This is a genomic window from Salinactinospora qingdaonensis, from assembly GCF_039539445.1.
Taxonomy (GTDB): Bacteria; Actinomycetota; Actinomycetes; order Streptosporangiales; family Streptosporangiaceae; genus Salinactinospora; species Salinactinospora qingdaonensis.
Map to the genome: position 1 here is coordinate 25,165 of NZ_BAABDD010000017.1, position 17,520 is coordinate 42,684.

Annotated in this window: 18 protein-coding genes and 2 pseudogenes; 15 read left to right on the plus strand and 5 right to left on the minus strand. The window is 68.0% G+C overall.

Annotation, left to right across the window (positions count from 1 at the left end; translation table 11 throughout):
* Nucleotides 1-6 precede the first annotated feature (6 nt).
* From ABD848_RS16840 to ABD848_RS16850, 3 genes are all read right to left on the minus strand, one after another.
* Complete coding sequence (locus ABD848_RS16840; protein ID WP_344973032.1) at nt 7-222, minus strand: DUF2795 domain-containing protein; 216 nt, start codon at nt 220-222, stop codon at nt 7-9.
* Nucleotides 223-288: 66 nt separating this feature from the next.
* Nucleotides 289-684, minus strand: coding sequence for a DUF2267 domain-containing protein (locus tag ABD848_RS16845; RefSeq protein ID WP_344973034.1), 396 nt, complete (start codon nt 682-684; stop codon nt 289-291).
* Nucleotides 685-1,353: 669 nt separating this feature from the next.
* The gene (locus tag ABD848_RS16850) at nt 1,354-1,725 is read right to left on the minus strand and encodes a PLD nuclease N-terminal domain-containing protein (protein ID WP_344973036.1); all 372 of its coding nucleotides are present in this window, start codon (nt 1,723-1,725) and stop codon (nt 1,354-1,356) included.
* A 50-nt stretch (nt 1,726-1,775) separates the two neighbouring features.
* Here ABD848_RS16850 and ABD848_RS25035 point away from each other — a divergent pair.
* Nucleotides 1,776-1,829 (plus strand): annotated as a pseudogene (locus ABD848_RS25035) (hypothetical protein); the annotation flags it as partial.
* Here the strand turns inward: ABD848_RS25035 and ABD848_RS16855 are convergent.
* Nucleotides 1,825-2,001: pseudogene (locus ABD848_RS16855) on the minus strand (BldC family transcriptional regulator); the annotation flags it as partial. The pseudogenes ABD848_RS25035 and ABD848_RS16855 sit on opposite strands and share 5 nt — an antisense overlap.
* A 380-nt stretch (nt 2,002-2,381) precedes the next feature.
* Here ABD848_RS16855 and ABD848_RS16860 point away from each other — a divergent pair.
* On the plus strand, nt 2,382-2,726 hold the full coding sequence (locus ABD848_RS16860; RefSeq protein WP_344973040.1) for a DUF4229 domain-containing protein: 345 nt from the start codon (nt 2,382-2,384) through the stop codon (nt 2,724-2,726).
* 45 nt (nt 2,727-2,771) lie between these two features.
* Here the strand turns inward: ABD848_RS16860 and ABD848_RS16865 are convergent, their stop codons facing one another.
* Entirely contained in the window at nt 2,772-4,043 is a 1,272-nt protein-coding gene (locus ABD848_RS16865) for a delta-60 repeat domain-containing protein (protein ID WP_344973042.1), read from the minus strand.
* 156 nt (nt 4,044-4,199) lie between these two features.
* Here ABD848_RS16865 and ABD848_RS16870 point away from each other — a divergent pair, with 156 nt between their 5' ends.
* From ABD848_RS16870 to nuoK, 13 genes are all read left to right on the plus strand, one after another.
* Nucleotides 4,200-4,910: a demethylmenaquinone methyltransferase gene (locus ABD848_RS16870; RefSeq protein ID WP_344973044.1), complete on the plus strand. Its 711-nt coding sequence runs from the start codon at nt 4,200-4,202 to the stop codon at nt 4,908-4,910.
* Between the two features lie 318 nt (nt 4,911-5,228).
* The gene (locus ABD848_RS16875) at nt 5,229-6,533 is read left to right on the plus strand and encodes a geranylgeranyl reductase family protein (RefSeq protein WP_344973046.1); all 1,305 of its coding nucleotides are present in this window, start codon (nt 5,229-5,231) and stop codon (nt 6,531-6,533) included.
* A gap of 171 nt (nt 6,534-6,704) precedes the next feature.
* Nucleotides 6,705-7,064, plus strand: a complete 360-nt coding sequence (locus ABD848_RS16880) for an NADH-quinone oxidoreductase subunit A (RefSeq protein WP_344973048.1) — start codon at nt 6,705-6,707, stop codon at nt 7,062-7,064.
* Nucleotides 7,065-7,184: 120 nt separating this feature from the next.
* A complete protein-coding gene (locus ABD848_RS16885; protein ID WP_344973050.1) occupies nt 7,185-7,742 on the plus strand; it encodes a NuoB/complex I 20 kDa subunit family protein in 558 nt (185 codons plus the stop codon).
* Complete coding sequence (locus ABD848_RS16890) at nt 7,739-8,497, plus strand: NADH-quinone oxidoreductase subunit C (protein ID WP_344973052.1); 759 nt, start codon at nt 7,739-7,741, stop codon at nt 8,495-8,497. The genes ABD848_RS16885 and ABD848_RS16890 overlap by 4 nt, the downstream gene beginning before the upstream one ends.
* A complete protein-coding gene (locus tag ABD848_RS16895) occupies nt 8,494-9,795 on the plus strand; it encodes an NADH-quinone oxidoreductase subunit D (protein ID WP_344973054.1) in 1,302 nt (433 codons plus the stop codon). Before ABD848_RS16890 ends, ABD848_RS16895 begins: the two co-directional genes overlap by 4 nt.
* The gene (nuoE, locus tag ABD848_RS16900; RefSeq protein ID WP_344973056.1) at nt 9,795-10,499 is read left to right on the plus strand and encodes an NADH-quinone oxidoreductase subunit NuoE; all 705 of its coding nucleotides are present in this window, start codon (nt 9,795-9,797) and stop codon (nt 10,497-10,499) included. The genes ABD848_RS16895 and nuoE overlap by 1 nt, the downstream gene beginning before the upstream one ends.
* Complete coding sequence (nuoF, locus tag ABD848_RS16905; RefSeq protein WP_344973058.1) at nt 10,499-11,794, plus strand: NADH-quinone oxidoreductase subunit NuoF; 1,296 nt, start codon at nt 10,499-10,501, stop codon at nt 11,792-11,794. The genes nuoE and nuoF overlap by 1 nt, the downstream gene beginning before the upstream one ends.
* A gap of 97 nt (nt 11,795-11,891) precedes the next feature.
* Nucleotides 11,892-14,384, plus strand: coding sequence for an NADH-quinone oxidoreductase subunit G (locus ABD848_RS16910; RefSeq protein WP_344973060.1), 2,493 nt, complete (start codon nt 11,892-11,894; stop codon nt 14,382-14,384).
* A complete protein-coding gene (gene nuoH, locus ABD848_RS16915; protein ID WP_344973062.1) occupies nt 14,384-15,775 on the plus strand; it encodes an NADH-quinone oxidoreductase subunit NuoH in 1,392 nt (463 codons plus the stop codon). Before ABD848_RS16910 ends, nuoH begins: the two co-directional genes overlap by 1 nt.
* Nucleotides 15,768-16,313: an NADH-quinone oxidoreductase subunit NuoI gene (gene nuoI / locus ABD848_RS16920; protein ID WP_344973064.1), complete on the plus strand. Its 546-nt coding sequence runs from the start codon at nt 15,768-15,770 to the stop codon at nt 16,311-16,313. The genes nuoH and nuoI overlap by 8 nt, the downstream gene beginning before the upstream one ends.
* Nucleotides 16,314-17,225 (plus strand): NADH-quinone oxidoreductase subunit J, encoded by a 912-nt coding sequence (locus ABD848_RS16925; RefSeq protein ID WP_425567581.1) that lies wholly within the window; start codon nt 16,314-16,316, stop codon nt 17,223-17,225. It abuts the gene before it with no gap.
* A complete protein-coding gene (gene nuoK, locus ABD848_RS16930; protein ID WP_344973066.1) occupies nt 17,213-17,512 on the plus strand; it encodes an NADH-quinone oxidoreductase subunit NuoK in 300 nt (99 codons plus the stop codon). Before ABD848_RS16925 ends, nuoK begins: the two co-directional genes overlap by 13 nt.
* Nucleotides 17,513-17,520 lie beyond the last annotated feature (8 nt).

The following is a 17,520-nucleotide window of genomic DNA, read 5'->3' on the forward strand; positions in this document are numbered from 1 at the left end:
CGCCTTCTACTCGTCGGGGTCGTGCTCGGCGGGGCGCTGTGGCACGTGGCGTTCGACCTCGTCGATGCTGTGGTATTGCCCCTCGGGGAGCGCCCGAAGCGCTTGGGCGCTCTTGGGGTCGGCCTCCCGCTCCTCGGCGTAGGCGAGGAGTTGACCCTTGTCCGCCGGGAAGTCCATCCCGTGCAAGGCTTTGCGTACTCGACGCTTGTCCGCACTCGTCATGGCGCACCGCTTATCCTTGTAGGGGCCATCGGTGTCCCCGACCGCCCGGCTGCGGCACTCACCGGGTCACTCGAACATGCCGGCCAGCTCCGGCGGAAGCTGGGCGAGGGTGTTGTCGACTTCACCCTCAGGCGCCCACTCCTGGAGGGTCCGCAGCACCCCCCGCGTCTCCCGTTCGACCGCGTCGAGGTCGGTGGTGCCGATGTCCCCGCTGACCCGGTCCAGGAAGGCTCCCTTGTCGAAGCTCTTGGCCTGTCCACGGCCGTGTTCGACCTCCGGAGTCAGTTGGCGGGGTAGCAGCGCCGCGAGATCGGACATCTGGCCGCCGCTGATGCGCTCGCCCAGCGCCGTCAGGGTCGCACGGGTCACCTGGTCGGCTTCCTCGCGCGAGGTGAGCCCACTCTGCTGCTGCACGCGGGCCAAGAAGTCGTCCATAGCGCTGTCGGAGTACTCCGGCTGCATCGCCGCTCCCTTCTTCGTGCTCCTGGTGTCGGCAGACCACCGTGGGTCGGAGCGCGACGGTGCTCGTCGCCACTTCGTGTCGACGCGGTGGTCTCATTCGGCGGAAGGTAGGCGCGTCCCCTACCTTTCCTGGCCCACTGCCACGGCGACGGCCCGGTAAACACATGGCCGCGGGAGTCCGCGCGCAGGGTCGCTTGTGCGTGCGCTGGGCGGACGCAGTCGATCAACGGAAGCAGGCGCGGCGGAGACGCGGCGGACATCCGCCTTGTTGGCGTGCCGCGCGAACCACGGATACGGTGCGCGCCTCGGGAAATTTACTGGTTTTTCGTGGTGCTCGCGCGATGCCGATATCGAAAAGACGGTTACCGCCGCGTATCTACGTCAAGCCAATCACTGGCCCCTTCGCGGTGGAGGCACCAGACCTCGGGTGCGTTAGTTTCCCGAAGTGTTTGGAATTCAACCGGCTTTGCCGGGCTGTTTTGTTGCGGAATTCTTATCCGACGCTGAAAAATGCTCGCGCTGGAGGCCCGGGCCGGCGGGGTCCACGCCTGGCCGGACCGCTCCATGGGGGAGGGCGACACTGGGGAAGGGCGGGGGTGAGCGGCCCGTCCAAAAGTGGCTGGGACGGGCCGCGGTCACCTGCTCAGGCCGGTGCTCTGGAGCGTTTGGCTAATCCTCAGGGTTGATGCGCCTGTTCAGTTGGCGCAGGAACTCAGGATCGTCGTCTGGGCCGACGGGTCCGGAACCAGAGGTCGGTCCCTCGAAGTCCGACGGGTCGAGATCGTCCATTGACATGGCCGATGGGGGGTCTTCCAGGACCGGTGTATCCGTCGTCACCTCCCCTCCCCTCTCCACTGCCGCAGGGCGGCCGAGGAAGAGCCAGAGTAACGCGCCGACCAGCATAAACACGACGATGATGAGCAGCCACAGGACCTTCGGCAGGTGACGCACATGCTCGGCGGGACTGGTGAGCGCGTCGAAGAACGCATACACCCAGAGAACGATCGAAACCAGTGTGATTAGGGCACCGAGCCACACCATGGTTCTACTCTATCCGTTGCGCGCGGCGCGGCCATCGCGATCGTGTGGTGATGGGTGCGGGCTCGGCAACGCGGGTCAGCGAGCCGTCTCGCTTGCTTCGCCGTGCAGCAGCGCACGCACCTCGGACTCACGGAATCGCCGATGTCCCCCAGGCGTCCGTATGCTGCTGATGCGCCCCGACGCCGCCCAACGGGTCACCGTCTTGGGGTCGACCCTGAAGAGGGAGGCCACCTCTCCGGGAGTCAACAAGCGTTCGCTTCCTCGTTCCAACTTCACAATCCCCCTTCGGGCCCGCTGCGCGGGAAGAGCGGGCGCTTGCCTGGTCCCCTAGTGTGCACGAGTTAGTCCGTTTCCTCCCTAGTTTTCGTAAAAACAACATCGGAAGAGGGAGGATGGACTCATACGTAATTGGAACGTAACACTCTTTCGATTAGCCGTTTCTCGATGGTGAGTCGCCGCAGAGAACGACGCCCGAGGCGCCTCACCGGTTTCATAGCGGGTGAGGGGCACCCCCGCAGTGCGAGCAAACCGCAGCTAACCTGGAAGGCGAGCCGCCGGCCCACGTTCTGGTGCCCGGGCCGTCGCAACGACCCGGCGTGCCCGTGCACGGCCCGTCCCAATCTATTCGCCCATTCGTCTGCTGTGAGGCGGTTTCCATGCGTAGCGTCCTCGCCTATACCGCGTCGCGGCTGCTGCTGTTCGCGGTCGCGCTCGGCCTGCTGTACCTGCTGGGTGCCCGTGGCTTCCTGCTACTGGCGCTCGCCTTTCTCACCAGCGGGCTCGTCAGCTACATCCTGCTCGCCAGGCAGCGTGACGCGATGTCGCAGGTCGTGGCCGATGGTCTCGACCGATTCCGGGGCATGGGGCGCCGTCTCGACGAGGGAGCCGCTAAGGAAGATCCCGGCCAGCCGGTTACCGCCCGCGACAAGCGCCCCGCCGATGATGGGACGGCCACTGCCGGCACCGAGTCGGGGGAGTCGGCCCGCGGCACCGAGGAGTGACCTCCGCCCCCCGCCGTTGGGTCCCCGTCGCCCCCTGCAAGCGCGTCAAACCGGGAACATACCGAGCCGGGCGTGGTACTCCCCGGCCAGCCGCTCGGTGTCGCTGCCGACGTAGAGCCCCCCGTCGGTGACCGTCAGCGCCTCGACGCCGTAGCCGCGGGGCCGTCCTGGGTTCCACGCCAGCGCGCGTCCGCTGCGAGGGTCAACGGCGCCGATCCCTCTGCGCTCGACCGCTCCGGGGCCGGCTTCCTTGTGTCCCTCCGGGTTGTCCAGCCAGCGCTGGTGCCCGCCCACGTAGACGGCCGCACCCGTCACCGCCACCGCGTACAGCGAGTCGCCGCCGGTGTGGTTGACCCACGTGGGTTCGGCGCCGGGCCGGTTCTCGTTCTCCCAGCGGGCGACGCTCTTGCACAGTCCCTCCTTGTCGGCTGGCCCGCCGGTGGTCACCACCGCGAAGTAGGAGCCGTCCGGAGCGAAGTCCATCTGGCGCATGTAGGTGTGCATCGGGGCGTAGTCGCACGGCGCCGCGTAGGCGCGCGTGGACCAGTCGCTCAGCCGCGCCCGCCGGCCGCTGGTGTCGATCATCGCGATCTGGGGACGGGATCTGCCCTCCACGGTGGTGAACGTCCCGTTGATCACCAGTTGGTCACCGTCGGGGCTCAGCGCGAGTTCCTGTACGCGCAGCGGCCCGCTGCGCGGCTGCCCGATGGCGATGTCGAAGCCGGGGTCCACACTGCCGTCGCGGCCGTCGAGCCGGGCCACTCCGCTTCGTGGCCGGCCGTTGATCTCGCTGAACTGGCCGCCCACGTAGAGCGCGTCACCGTGGGTCGCCAGGCGGTGGACCGCCGTGCCTGCCACCTCGGCGGCGAAGCCGGCCACTCGTGTGCCGCCGTTCACCCTCAGGTGGGCGAGTCCGTGCTGGGCCGCGTCGTCGACCTGGGTGAACCGGCCGCCGACGTACACACTCTCCTTAGGGCCGGGCACGATCGACAGCACGGCACCGTCGAGCTCGGGGCGGAAACCCGCCAGGATTTCGCCGCTGCCGTGCGTGAAGGCGAAGATGTTGTCGCGTTGGTAGGTCACCTCTCCTTGGGGATCGGTGACCGCGCTGAACCGGCCGCCTACGACCACGGTGTCGCCTACGCGCGCCACCGCCTTGACGCTGCCGTCGAGTACGTGCGGGGTCCATCCCGCCGGCTGTTCGCTCACCACGCCGGCGTGGGCGGTGGCAGCGATCGCCGGTGAGGTCAACGGGTGGGGCGCCGCCACGGCGAGTGCGCTCAGGGCAGCGATCAAAAACGGACGACTGCGGGGCACCGATGGGCTCCAAGGCACGACGAAAGCTGGTGTGACCACTCATTGTCACACAACGTCCGAATGGCGGTACCCACGGTGATGGAAGTGCGCTGCCTAACCGCGGCGCCGGCGCTGTCCCAGGGGCGGGAGTCCTCGGCCACGCCGTAGGCTTGGGGCATGAAGCGTGCCGATCTCGATAAACAGCCCACAGACGTCGCGGCCATGTTCGACGACATCGCGGCGCGCTATGACCTCCTCAACGGCGTGCTCTCTCTCGGCCAGGACCGCGCCTGGCGGCGGGCCACGGTCAAGGCGGTCGACGCTTACAGCGGCGAGCTGGTGCTCGACTTGGCCGCCGGTACCGGTACCTCTTCGGCTTCCTTTGCCGCCCGGGGGGCGCGCGTCATCGCCTGCGACTTCTCGCAGGGGATGCTGGAGGTGGGCGCCCAGCGCCGCGGGGGCGCGTCACGGCGTGGCGTCACCTTCGTCGGAGGTGACGCGCTGCATCTGCCGTTCGCCGACGAGACCTTCGACGCCGTGACCATATCCTTTGGGCTGCGCAACGTCGCCGACGTCGACCTGGCGCTGCGCGAGTTGCGGCGGGTCACCAAGGTCGGGGGGCGGGTGGTCATCTGCGAGTTCAGCCACATCCCGGTCGAAGTGCTGGATCGGATCTATGGCCGCTACCTCATGGCGGCGCTGCCCACGATCGCTCGGCGCTTCACCGCCAACTCCGAGGCCTACGCCTACCTCTCGGAGTCGATCATGGCGTGGCCCGACCAGCCTGCCCTGGCCGCCCGATTGCAGGCGGCCGGCTTCTCCCGGGTCGCCTGGCGCAACCTCACCATGGGCGTTGTGGCGTTGCATCGGGGAGTCCGTGGCGATTGAGGGGGCGGCATCGAGCGTGCCCGAGGTCCCCGGTCGCAGGAAGTATCAATCTGCCAACAAGGTGGTAGCCAGCAAACCCCAACAAAAGACCCAAACCAGGCATTTTTCCCTTAAAACTACGTTTGTTGGAAACCGCACGTTCGACATGAGGGGTGGGCGGGGTCGCTCGCTGCTTTGGAAAGGTCTAGACTTCTGATTGAGAGGATTGTGAAGCGCTTCACAAGCGGACATGCAGTTAGTGACCCCGATGAGCCGGACCCAAGCGCCATTGCGTCACCATGAGACGCGCAACCGCGCCGAAGCAGTCAGGACCACCCCGTGAGCGAGACAACAGCCACCCCCGCCGCCAGCCAGGAGCACCCCGACCGCGAAGCCGATGTGATCGTCGTGGGGGCCGGTCCCTCTGGCGCTACGGCCGCCTACTACATGGCCCAGGCGGGGCTTGACGTCCTTCTTCTGGAGAAGACCTCCTTTCCGCGTGAGAAGGTGTGCGGCGACGGCCTCACCCCCCGCGCGGTCAAGCAGCTCACCGCTATGGGGGTCTCCTTCGATGACGAGGGGTGGATTCGCAATCGGGGCCTGCGCATCATCGGTGGCGGGATTCGGTTGGAGCTGCCGTGGCCCGAACTCGCCGAGTACCCCGACTTCGGCCTGGTGCGCACCCGCTACGACTTCGACGAACTACTGGCTCGCCAGGCGGTCAAGGCCGGCGCCCACCTGCTGGAGCGCACCAACGTTTCCGAGCCCGTCATCGACGAGCGCACCAACCGCATCGTGGGCGTGCGCGCCAAGAACTCTGACGGTGAGCGGGTCACCTACCGCGCGCCCCTGGTCGTCGCCGCTGACGGCAACTCCTCGCGGCTATCGGTGGCCATGGGCATCCGCAAGCGCGATGACCGCCCCATGGGCGTGGCCGTGCGCACCTACTTCGCCAGCCCGCGCCACGCCGACGACTACCTGGAGTCCTGGCTGGAGCTGTGGGACAAATCCGGCGGCAAGGACGTGTTGCTGCCCGGCTACGGGTGGGTCTTCGGTGTGGGCGACGGCACCAGCAACGTCGGGTTGGGCATCCTCAACTCCACCTCCTCGTTCCAAGACGTCGACTACCGCGGGCTGCTGCGCCGCTGGACCGAGAACATGCCCGAGGAGTGGGGGTTCACCGAGGAGAACCAGCGCGGCAAGATTCGGGGGGCGGCGCTGCCCATGGGCTTCAACCGCGTCCCGCACTATTCGCGGGGGCTGCTGCTGGTCGGCGACGCCGGCGGCATGGTCAATCCGTTCAACGGCGAGGGCATCGCCTACGCGATGGAGGCCGGACACATCGCGGCCGACGTCGTCACGCAGGCGCTCAGCCGCCCCGACCAGCGTGCCCGCGAGCGCACGTTGCTGGCCTACCCGCGCATCCTGCGCGATACCTACGGGGGCTACTACACGCTGGGCCGCTACTTCGTGAAGATGATCGGCAATCCGGAGTTCATGAAGTTGGCCACCTCCCACGGCCTGCCGCGGCCATTGCTCATGCGGTTCACCCTGAAGCTGCTGGCCAACCTCACAGAGCCCAGACACGGAGACGCGATGGACCGAGTGATCAACGGCTTGTCCAAGATCACACCCGCGGCGTAACCGACGCTCGGTACACAGCAGGGGACCAGTAGGTATGACCACTCTGATTAAATGGCCAATCCCACACGTGAAAGCTTTCACATGTGGTTACGTCACCGGATTCGCGAGCGCGCCGGGCTTCGGTGCCCCCCACAGCCACGCGCCTCGTGATGAGAAGGGGAACGGCTGGTAATGGAGCTGTACGCACCCATCTTCGTGTTGGGCGGAATCGGCGTCGCCTTCGTCGTCATCTCGATGATCGTCGGCTCGGTCGCCGGACCCAAGCGTTACAACCGCGCCAAGCTACAGTCCTACGAGTGCGGTATCGAGCCCACCCCGCAGGCCGTCGGTGGCGGTCGTTTCACGATCAAGTACTACCGCACCGCCATGCTCTTCATCGTCTTCGACATCGAGGTCATCTTCCTGGTGCCGTGGGCGATCCACCTCGACGCTTTGGGGCTGTTCGGCCTGATCGCGATGATCCTCTTCCTTGTCAACGTCTCCATCGCCTACGCCTACGAGTGGCGCAGAGGCGGCCTGGAATGGGACTAAGGCCACCGGCGGCGTTGACGCGACCGCGTCACCGCTGCCTGCTCGCCGCAATCGGGGCGTACCCACCCGCGTCGCCCCCGCCGTCACCGATACCGGACAACCGGAAAGGAGGTTCGCCCGATGGGACTTGAGGAGAAACTGCCGAGCGGGTTCTTGCTGACCACCGTGGAGCAGGCCGTGGGCCTGATCCGCAAGTCGTCCATGTGGCCGGCGACCTTCGGGCTGGCCTGCTGCGCCATCGAGATGATGTCGGTGGGTGGCCCCCGCTACGACATCGCTCGCTTCGGCATGGAGCGCTTCTCTGCCACGCCGCGTCAGGCTGACCTGATGATCGTGGCCGGTCGGGTGAGCCAGAAGATGGCCCCCGTGCTGCGCCAGATCTACGACCAGATGTCAGAGCCCAAGTGGGTCATCGCGATGGGTGTGTGCGCCTCCAGCGGCGGCATGTTCAACAACTACGCCATCGTGCAGGGCGTCGATCACGTCGTTCCTGTGGACATGTACCTCCCCGGCTGCCCGCCACGCCCCGAGATGCTGATGGACGCCGTGCTCAAGCTGCACGACAAGGTCCAAAACACCAAGCTCGGCGCGCACCGCGAGCACGAGATCGAAGAGGAGGAGCGGCGCCGGCTGCGCACTCTTCCCCTGGTTGAGCAGACCGAAGGGGCGGCGTCATGAGCCCCAATGAACATGAAGGCAAGCCTAACCTAAACGGGGATGAGAATCTCCCCGAAAAGGCGGGTGAGGAACGTCTCAATTCGCCCGTCGTCCGCAAGGGCATGTTCGGCGCCAAGACCTCGGGGGACACCTCGGGCTACGGCGGGCTGTTCGTCCGCGGCCAACCGCCGCTGAGCTCCCAGCGGCCCTTCGCCGACCCCGACGACCCCGCCACCGCCTACTTCGACGACGTCGCCGACGCCCTTGAGCGCTCGCTGGCCGAAGCCGGGTCGAGCTTTGGCGAGGCCATCGAGCGGGTCGTGGTCGACCGCAGCGAGATCACCTTCCACGTGCGCCGCGAGGCGCTGCCCGAGGTGGCCCGCCGGCTGCGCGACGATCCGCAATTGCGCTTCGAGCTGTGCATGGGGGTCAGCGGGGTGCACTACCCCGCCGACACCGACCGCGAGCTGCACGCGGTTTACCACCTGCGCTCGATCACCCACAACCGGCAGATCCGGCTTGAGGTCGCCTGCCCCGACGCCGATCCCCACATCCCCTCGATCGTGGCGACCTACCCCACCAACGACTGGCACGAGCGCGAGACGTGGGACTTCTTCGGCATCATCTTCGACGGCCACCCCGCTCTCACCCGCATCCAGATGCCCGATGACTGGGATGGTCACCCACAGCGCAAGGACTACCCGTTGGGCGGTATCCCGGTGGAGTACCGGGGGGCACGGGTCCCGCCGCCGGACGAGCGGAGGTCGTACGCATGAGCACCACGAGCACCGAAGCCTACGTCGACATCTCCGGTGGCGACTGGGAAGAGGTCGTCCGGGAAGCCCAACAGGGCAGCGCGGATCGCCTCGTCGTCAACATGGGGCCCCAACACCCCTCCACCCACGGGGTGCTACGGCTCATCCTCACCCTTGACGGCGAGACGGTCACCGAGGCTCGGGTAGGGATCGGCTACCTGCACACCGGCATCGAGAAGAATACCGAGTACCGCACGTGGACCCAAGGCACCACGTTCGTCACTCGCATGGACTACCTCATGCCGATCTTCAACGAGGTGGCCTACTGCCTGGCCGTGGAACGGCTGCTGGGCATCAGCGACCGCATCCCCGAGCGGGCCAACGTGATCCGTGTGCTGATGATGGAGCTCAACCGGATCTCCTCGCACCTGGTGGCCATGGCCACCTTCGGCATGGAGCTGGGCGCCACCACGATCATGACCAACGGCTTCCGCGAGCGCGAGCTGGTCCTCGACATCTTCGAGCTGATCACCGGCCTGCGGATGAACCACGCCTACATCCGCCCCGGCGGAGTCGCCCAGGACCTGCCGCACAGCGCCGCCGGCAAGATCCGGGAATTCCTGGCCGAGATGCCCAAGCGCCTGCAAATCCTGCGCAAGCTTCTCGACGCCAACCCGGTCTACCTGCAACGCACCCGCGACGTGGCCCACCTGGACCTGTCGGGCTGCATGGCGCTGGGCGTCACCGGTCCCATGCTGCGCGCCTCCGGCTTGGCCTGGGACCTGCGCAAGGCCAAGCCCTACTGCGGCTATGAGAACTACGAGTTCGACGTGCCCGTCTCCGACGGCTGCGACGTCTACGCCCGCTACCGGGTGCGCGTGGCCGAGATGGAGCAGAGCCTGCGCATCATCGAGCAGTGCCTGGACTTCCTCGAACCGGGGCCGATCATGATCGACGACGCCAAGATCGGCTGGCCGGCCAAGCTCGCCATCGGCAGCGACGGTATGGGCAACTCGCCCGACCACATCGCCCACATCATGGGCACCTCCATGGAGGCGCTCATCCACCACTTCAAGATCGTCACCGAAGGGTTCCGGGTGCCGCCGGGGCAGGCCTACACCGCAGTGGAGAGCGCCAAGGGCGAACTCGGCTGCCACGCCGTCAGCGACGGCGGCCCGCGCCCCTACCGGGTGCACTTCCGCGACCCCTCATTCACCCACCTCCAGGCGGTCGCCGCGATGTGTGAAGGGGGCACCGTCGCCGACGTCATCGCGGCGGTGGCCAGTCTCGACCCCGTGATGGGAGGGGTAGACCGCTAATGGCTTTCTCCGAGGAGACGCGCGCCCGACTCGACATCGAGGCCAAGGAGATCATCGCGCGCTACCCCAGGTCACGATCTGCGCTGCTGCCGCTGCTGCATCTGGTGCAAGCAGAGGAAGGCTACGTCAGCAACGACGGCATCGCCTTCTGCTCCGAACACCTGGGGCTGACCGCCGCCGAGGTCACCGCCGTCGTCACCTTCTACACCATGTACAAGCGCCGGCCCACCGGCGACTACCACATCGGTGTCTGCACCAACACGCTGTGCGCTGTCATGGGCGGCGACGAGATCTTCGCCGCCCTCAAGGAGCACCTCGGCGTGGGCAACGACGAGGCCACCGAGGACGGTCGGGTCGCCGTGGAGCACGTCGAATGCAACGCCGCCTGCGACTTCGCGCCGGTCGTGATGGTCAACTGGGAGTTCTTCGACAACCAGACGCCCGAGTCGGCCAAACAGTTGGCCGACGACCTGCGCCTGGGTAACGACGTGCGCCCCACGCGCGGGCCCGACCGGCTCTGCACCTGGAAGCAGGCCTCCCGCATCCTCGCCGGGTTCCCCGACGACCACGCCGGCGAGGGCCCGCAGGCCGGCGATCCCTCCCTGGTGGGGCTGCGGCTGGCCCAAGAGCGGGGCTGGCAGGCGCCCGACCCCGACAACCTCCCGACTCCCGACGCCGGCGACACAGCCGAAGGGGGGCAGTGATGACCACGCTCACCCCGGTCCTGTCCAAGAACTGGGACCGCCCCGACTCCTTCACCCTCGACGCCTACCGCGAAACCGGCGGCTACGAGGCGCTGCGCAAGGCGCTGACCATGGAGCCCGACAGCATTGTCGACCTGGTCAAATCCGCCGGCCTGCGCGGGCGCGGCGGAGCCGGCTTCCCCAGCGGCATGAAGTGGGGGTTCCTGCCCAAGGACAACCCCAAGCCGCGCTACCTGGTGGTCAACGCCGACGAGTCCGAGCCGGGTACCTGCAAGGACATCCCGCTCATGCTCGCCAACCCGCACGCCCTCATCGAGGGCATCGCGGTCGCCTCGTATGCCATCAAGAGCAACCTGGCCTTCATCTACGTGCGCGGCGAGGTGCTGCACGTGATCCGGCGGCTGCACCGCGCCGTCGCCGAGGCCTACGAGGCCGGACTGCTGGGCCGCGACATCCTCGGCAGCGGCTTTGACCTCGAGGTCGTCGTCCACGCCGGCGCCGGTGCCTATATCTGCGGCGAGGAGACCGCTCTGTTGGACTCGCTGGAGGGCTACCGTGGCCAGCCCCGCCTCAAACCGCCCTTCCCGGCGGTGGCGGGCCTGTACGCCTCGCCCACCGTCGTCAACAACGTCGAGTCCATCGCCAGTGTCCCGCCCATTGTCGCCAACGGCGCCGAATGGTTCACCGCCATGGGCACCGAGAAGTCCGCCGGGTTCGGCTTCTTCTCCCTGTCGGGCCACGTCGCCCGCCCTGGCCAGTACGAGGCCCCGCTCGGCGTCACCCTGCGCGAGCTGCTCGACATGGCCGGCGGTATCCGGCCCGGTCACCAGTTGAAGTTCTGGACCCCGGGCGGCTCCTCCACGCCGATCTTCACCGACGAGCACCTCGACACCCCGCTCGACTTCGAGTCCGTCAGCGCCGCCGGCTCCATGCTGGGCACGCGCGCCTTGCAGATCTTCGACGAGACCACCTGCGTCGTACGGGCGGTGGGCCGCTGGATCGCCTTCTACGCCCACGAGTCGTGCGGCAAGTGCACCCCGTGCCGCGAAGGCAACTACTGGATGGTGCAGGTGCTCGACCGGCTGGAGAAGGGCCAAGGCGACGAGAGCGACCTCGAGAAGCTCCTCGACATCTGCGACAACATCCTCGGGCGCGCCTTCTGCGCCCTCGGCGACGGTGCGACCAGCCCGGTCACGTCCTCCATCAAGTACTTCCGCCAGGAGTACATCGATCACTTCGAGCGCGGCGGCTGCCCGTTCGACCACACCAAGTCCACGGTGTGGGGTGGTGCCTAGTGCGTACCGGCCCCGCCCGCCACGCTATGGGGGCGGCTCCGGCCGCCGCCAAGCCCGCCAACCCGCACGTACCGACGCGATCGAGAAGGGAGGCAGAGTGACCGTCACGACCAGCACGACCACAGGGGGCACACCGGACGTGCCTCCGGAGGACCTCGTCACCGTCACCATCGACGGCTTCCAGATTCAGGTCCCCAAAGGCACGCTGGTGATTCGTGCCGCCGAGCTGCTCGGCATCCAGATCCCCCGGTTCTGCGATCACCCGCTGCTCGACCCGGTCGGCGCGTGCCGCCAGTGCCTCGTGGAAATCCCCGACGCCGGCAACGGGCGCCCCATGCCCAAGCCGCAGGCGTCGTGCACGATCACCGTGATGGAGGGCATGGTCGTCAAGACCCAGCTCACCTCACAAGTGGCCGAGAAGGCCCAGCGCGGCATCATGGAGCTGCTGCTGATCAACCACCCGCTGGACTGCCCCGTCTGCGACAAGGGCGGCGAGTGCCCCCTGCAAAACCAGGCCATGTCCACCGGCGGCGGCGAGACGCGCTTCACCGACACCAAGCGCACCTTCCCCAAGCCCATCCCGCTGTCCACCGAGGTGCTGCTCGACCGCGAGCGCTGCATCCAGTGCGCTCGCTGCACCCGGTTCTCGGCTCAGATCGCCGGCGACCCCTTCATCGAGCTGTTCGACCGCGGCGCCGAGGAGCAGGTCGGCACCGCCGACGGCCAGCCGTTCCAGTCCTACTTCTCCGGTAACACGGTGCAGATCTGCCCCGTGGGCGCCCTCACCGGCGCCGCCTACCGGTTCCGCGCCCGCCCCTTCGACCTGGTCTCCACACCCAGCGCCTGCGAGCACTGCGCCTCCGGCTGCGCACTGCGCACCGACCACCGCCGCGGCAAGGTCACCCGGCGCCTGGCCGGCGACGACCCGCAGGTCAATGAGGAGTGGAACTGCGACAAGGGCCGGTGGGCCTTCACCTACGCAACCCGGCCCGACCGGCTCAAGCAGCCGCTGGTGCGCGACGAGGACAGCCGCGAGCTGGAGCGGGCCTCCTGGCCAGAGGCCCTCACCCTCGCCGCGCGCGGCCTCTCGCGCGCTCGCGGGCGCGTCGGCGTGCTCACCGGCGGGCGCCTCACCTTGGAAGACGCCTACGGCTACGCCAAGTTCACCCGCCTCGCCCTGCGCAGCAACGACATCGACATGCGCGCCCGCGTCCACTCCACCGAGGAGAGTTCCTTCCTCGCCTCGCGAGTGGCCGGAACCGGCATCGGCGTCACCTACACCGACCTGGAGAACGCGCCGGTGGTGCTGCTCGCCGGGTTCGAGCCCGAGGAGGAGTCCCCCATCGTCTTCCTGCGGCTGCGCAAGGCAGTCCGCAAGAAGGGGCTGCGGGTGTTCTCCGTGGCATCGCACGCGCCCCGCGGTCTGGCCAAGACCGAGGGCACGCTCATCCCCACGGTCCCCGGCGACGAGGCCACGGTCCTCGACGACCTGGGCGACCTCGCGCCCGAGGCCAAGGAGGCACTGCGCTCCCAGGGCGCGATCATCCTCGCTGGCGAGCGCCTCGCCGAGACCTCCGGCGCGCTCTCGGCGGTGACCCGGCTCGCCGACCGTACCGGCGCCCGGCTGGCCTGGGTACCGCGTCGGGCGGGCGAACGGGGCGCCCTCGAAGCCGGCGCGATGCCCAACCTGCTGCCGGTGGGCCGCCCTGTGGCCGACCCTGACGCCCGCGCCGAGGTGGCCCGCACCTGGTCAGTGGCCGACCTGCCCGAGGAGCCGGGCCGCGACACCGCCGGCATCATCGCCGCAGCCGCCGCCGGGGAACTCGACGCCCTGGTCATCGGCGGGGTCGACATCAACGACCTGCCCGACCCCGAGGGAGCCCGTGCCGCTTTGGCCCGGGTGCCCTTCATCGTCAGCTTGGAACTGCGCGCCAGCGACGTCACCGACCGCGCCGACGTGGTGCTGCCGGTGGCGCCGGTCGCCGAGAAGTCCGGAACGTTCGTCGACTGGGAGGGACGGGGACGGCGCTTCGACGACGCCCTCCAGGTGCCCGGTTCCCTCTCCGACTTGCGGGTGCTGGCCGCCATCGCCGACGAGATGGACATCCATCTCGGGCTGCCCGACGACGAGGCCGCCCGCCGGGAACTGGCCGCCCTGGGCACCTGGGGCGGGCCGCGCCCACCCGAACCGGTGGACGCGCCCACCGAGCCCCCCAAGCCCGCTGCCGGCCAGGCCGTACTGTCGACGTGGAGCATGCTGCTGGGCAACGGGCGCATGGAGGACGGCGAGCCCTACCTCGCCGGCACCGCGCGTCCCACCGTCGCCCGCCTTTCCGCCGCCACTGCCGCTGAAGTCGGCCTCGCCGACGGCGGCCAGGTGCGGGTCACCGGCGACACCGGCTCGGTCAGCGTGCCCGTGGCCCTGACCGACATGCCCGACCGGGTGGTGTGGCTGCCGGCGAACGCCCACGACTGCGCCGTGCGCCGCGACCTTGGGGTCGCGCCTGGGGCGGTCGTGACGCTGGCGGCCGACGTCGTGCCGACGCCCAGCCAGGACGGCACCATCGAGACCGCGGGGAGCCAACAGTGATGCCCGACCCGCTGACCGGAGCCAACGCCACGAGTTTGCTCGCCGCCGAATCGTCGCTGCGGGCCTTCGGCACCGACCCGTGGTGGATCATCCTGATCAAGGCGCTGGCGATCTTCGTCTTCCTGATGCTGTGCGTGCTCATGATGATCATGGCCGACCGCAAGGTCATGGGCCGCATGCAGCAGCGCCACGGACCCAACCGCTTCGGCCCGATAGGGTTGCTACAGTCGCTGGCCGACGGGGTGAAACTGTCCCTCAAAGAGGACCTGATCCCGCGCAACGTCGACCGCGCGGTCTACATCGCCGCCCCCATGATCTCGGCGATCCCGGCCTTCGTCGCGTTCTCGGTGATCCCGGTGGGGCCCGAGGTCTCGATATTCGGCGTCATGACCCCGCTCCAGCTCACCGACCTACCGGTGGCGGTGCTGCTGGTGCTGGCGACTGCCTCCATCGGCGTCTACGGCATCGTGCTGGCCGGCTGGTCCTCGCAGTCGCCGTACCCGCTACTGGGCGGGCTGCGCGCTTCAGCCCAGGTGATCAGCTACGAGATCGCCATGGGTCTGTCATTTGTGGCGGTGTTCATCTACTCGGGGACGCTGAGCACCTCAGGCATCGTCGAAGCCCAGCAGGGCATGTGGTTCGCCATCGTGCTCTTCCCCTCCTTTGTGATCTACGCGATCACGATGGTGGGCGAGACCAACCGGCTGCCCTTCGACCTCGCCGAGGGCGAAGGCGAGATCGTCGGCGGGTTCATGACCGAGTACTCCTCGATGAAGTTCATCATGTTCTTCCTCGCCGAGTACGTCAACATGGTCACCGTCTCCGCCCTGGCCGTCACCCTCTTCCTCGGCGGCTACCACGCGCCGCCGCCCCTGACCATGTTCTGGGCCGGAGCCAACGAGGCGTGGTGGCCGGCCCTGTGGTGGCTGCTGAAGTTCATCCTGGTGCTGTTCGGCTTCATCTGGGTCCGTGGTTCGCTGCCCCGGGTGCGCTACGACCAGCTCATGCAACTGGGCTGGAAGGTCCTCATCCCCATCCAGCTCGTGTGGATCACGGCCGTGGCCACCATCCGGGTGCTGACCACCCAGGGCTACCCGACCGCGGTCACCGTCGCCGTCATCGTCGGCTTCGTTCTCGCCGTGCTCGCGGTGATCACCGTGTGGGGCCGCTCCACCGACCTCAGAAAAGCCCGAGAGGCCGCCGAGCGGGCCGAGGAGGCCGCGGCACTCCGGGACAACCCGATGCACGGCGGGTTCCCCGTGCCACCCATGCAGGCCGACCACTACGGCAGCAGCGTGCCGGCCGAGGAGCCCCGCACCCCGCCGTTGCCACCGACACCACCAGCCACACCGACCTCAACCGACAAGCGTGAGGAGGTTACCGGTGCTTGATTGGCTTAATCCCGTGAAGGGGTTCGGCGTCACCTTCCACACCATGTTCAAGAAGGTGGACACCATTGAGTACCCCGAGGTGAAGACACCCACGATGCCGCGGTTCCACGGGCGTCACCAGCTCAACCGCTGGCCCGACGGGCTGGAGAAGTGCATCGGGTGCGAGCTGTGCGCTTGGGCCTGCCCCGCCGACGCCATCTACGTCGAGGGTGGCGACAACACCGAGGAGGAACGTTACTCCCCCGGTGAGCGCTACGGCCGGGTGTACCAGATCAACTACCTGCGCTGCATCCTGTGCGGCCTGTGCATCGAAGCGTGCCCCACCCGGGCGCTGACGATGACCAACGAGTACGAGATCGCCGACGACAACCGCGAGAGCCTCATCTGGACCAAGGAGCAGCTCCTCGCGCCCCTCAAGGAGGGGATGGAGGCGCCGCCGCACCCCATGTACCTCGGCGACACCGAGGAGGACTACTACCGCATGGGCCGTGGCCAGGCGGAGCATCCAGACGGTGAGAAGAACAGCGAGGCCGTCTAAGTGAGCGTCATCCCCTACCAGACCACGGCTGTGAGCGCCGTGTCCGGTGCCGAAACCGCGGCGTTTTGGGTGCTGGGCGCGATCATCGTGCTGGCCGCGCTCGGTGTGATCCTCAGCCGTAAGGCCGTGTACTCGGCCCTGATGATGGCCGTTGTGATGATCGGTCTGGCCGTCTTCTACGGCATCAACCAAGCGCCGTTTTTGATGGTCGTCCAGATCGTCGTCTACACCGGTGCCGTGCTGATGCTGTTCCTGTTCGTGCTGATGCTTATCGGCGTCAGTTCGGCCGACTCCCTTGTGGAGACGATCAAGGGACAACGGGTCCTGACAGTGGTGATCGGACTGGCCTTCCTGGGCGCCCTGACTACCGGCCTGACCCGCATCACCGTGGCCGGTCCGGTGGGGCTCAGCGCGGGCACGGGTGTGGCCGGCGGCAACGTGCCCTGGCTGGCCACCGAGATCATCTACCGCTACGTCATCGCCTTCGAGGCCACGGGGGCCCTGTTGATCACGGCCGTGCTCGGCGCGCTCGTGCTGGCCCACTCCCAGCGCCTCAAGGCGCGCCGGACCCAGCGCGATCTGTCCAAGGACCGCGTCCACGGCGATCACCTCACCCCGCTGCCCGGTCCCGGCGCCTACGCCCGTCACAACGCCATCGACATGCCGGCGCTGCTCCCGGACGGTTCGGTCTCCGAACTCTCCCTCAACCCGGTGCTGTCGGCGCGTGATCCGCGCGACCAGTCGAAGGTGCCCCAGGACATCCAGCTCGGTGCCGCCCCCACGCCCGGGGGCGCCTCCGACTCGGCCTGGTCCAAGGAAGGCCACCCCACCGACGCGGTCGAGGGCGAGGCAGCCGAGGACAGCACTGACGACAACGGCGAGCAGGACGGAGAGCGCTCATGGACCCGATGAACTACATCATCCTCGCCGCGATCCTGTTCACCATCGGTGCCGTCGGCGTGCTGATCCGGCGCAACGCGATCATCTTGTTCATGTGTGTCGAGCTGATGCTCAACGCCTGCAACCTCGCGTTCGTCGCCTTCGCGCGCATGCACGGCAACATCGAGGGCCAGGTCGTCGCGTTCTTCGTGATGGTCGTCGCCGCCGCAGAGGTGGTCGTCGGCCTGGCGATCCTCATGCAGATCTTTAGGACCCGCAGGTCGGCGTCGGTTGATGACGCCAACCTGCTCAAGCACTGAAGGGGCGG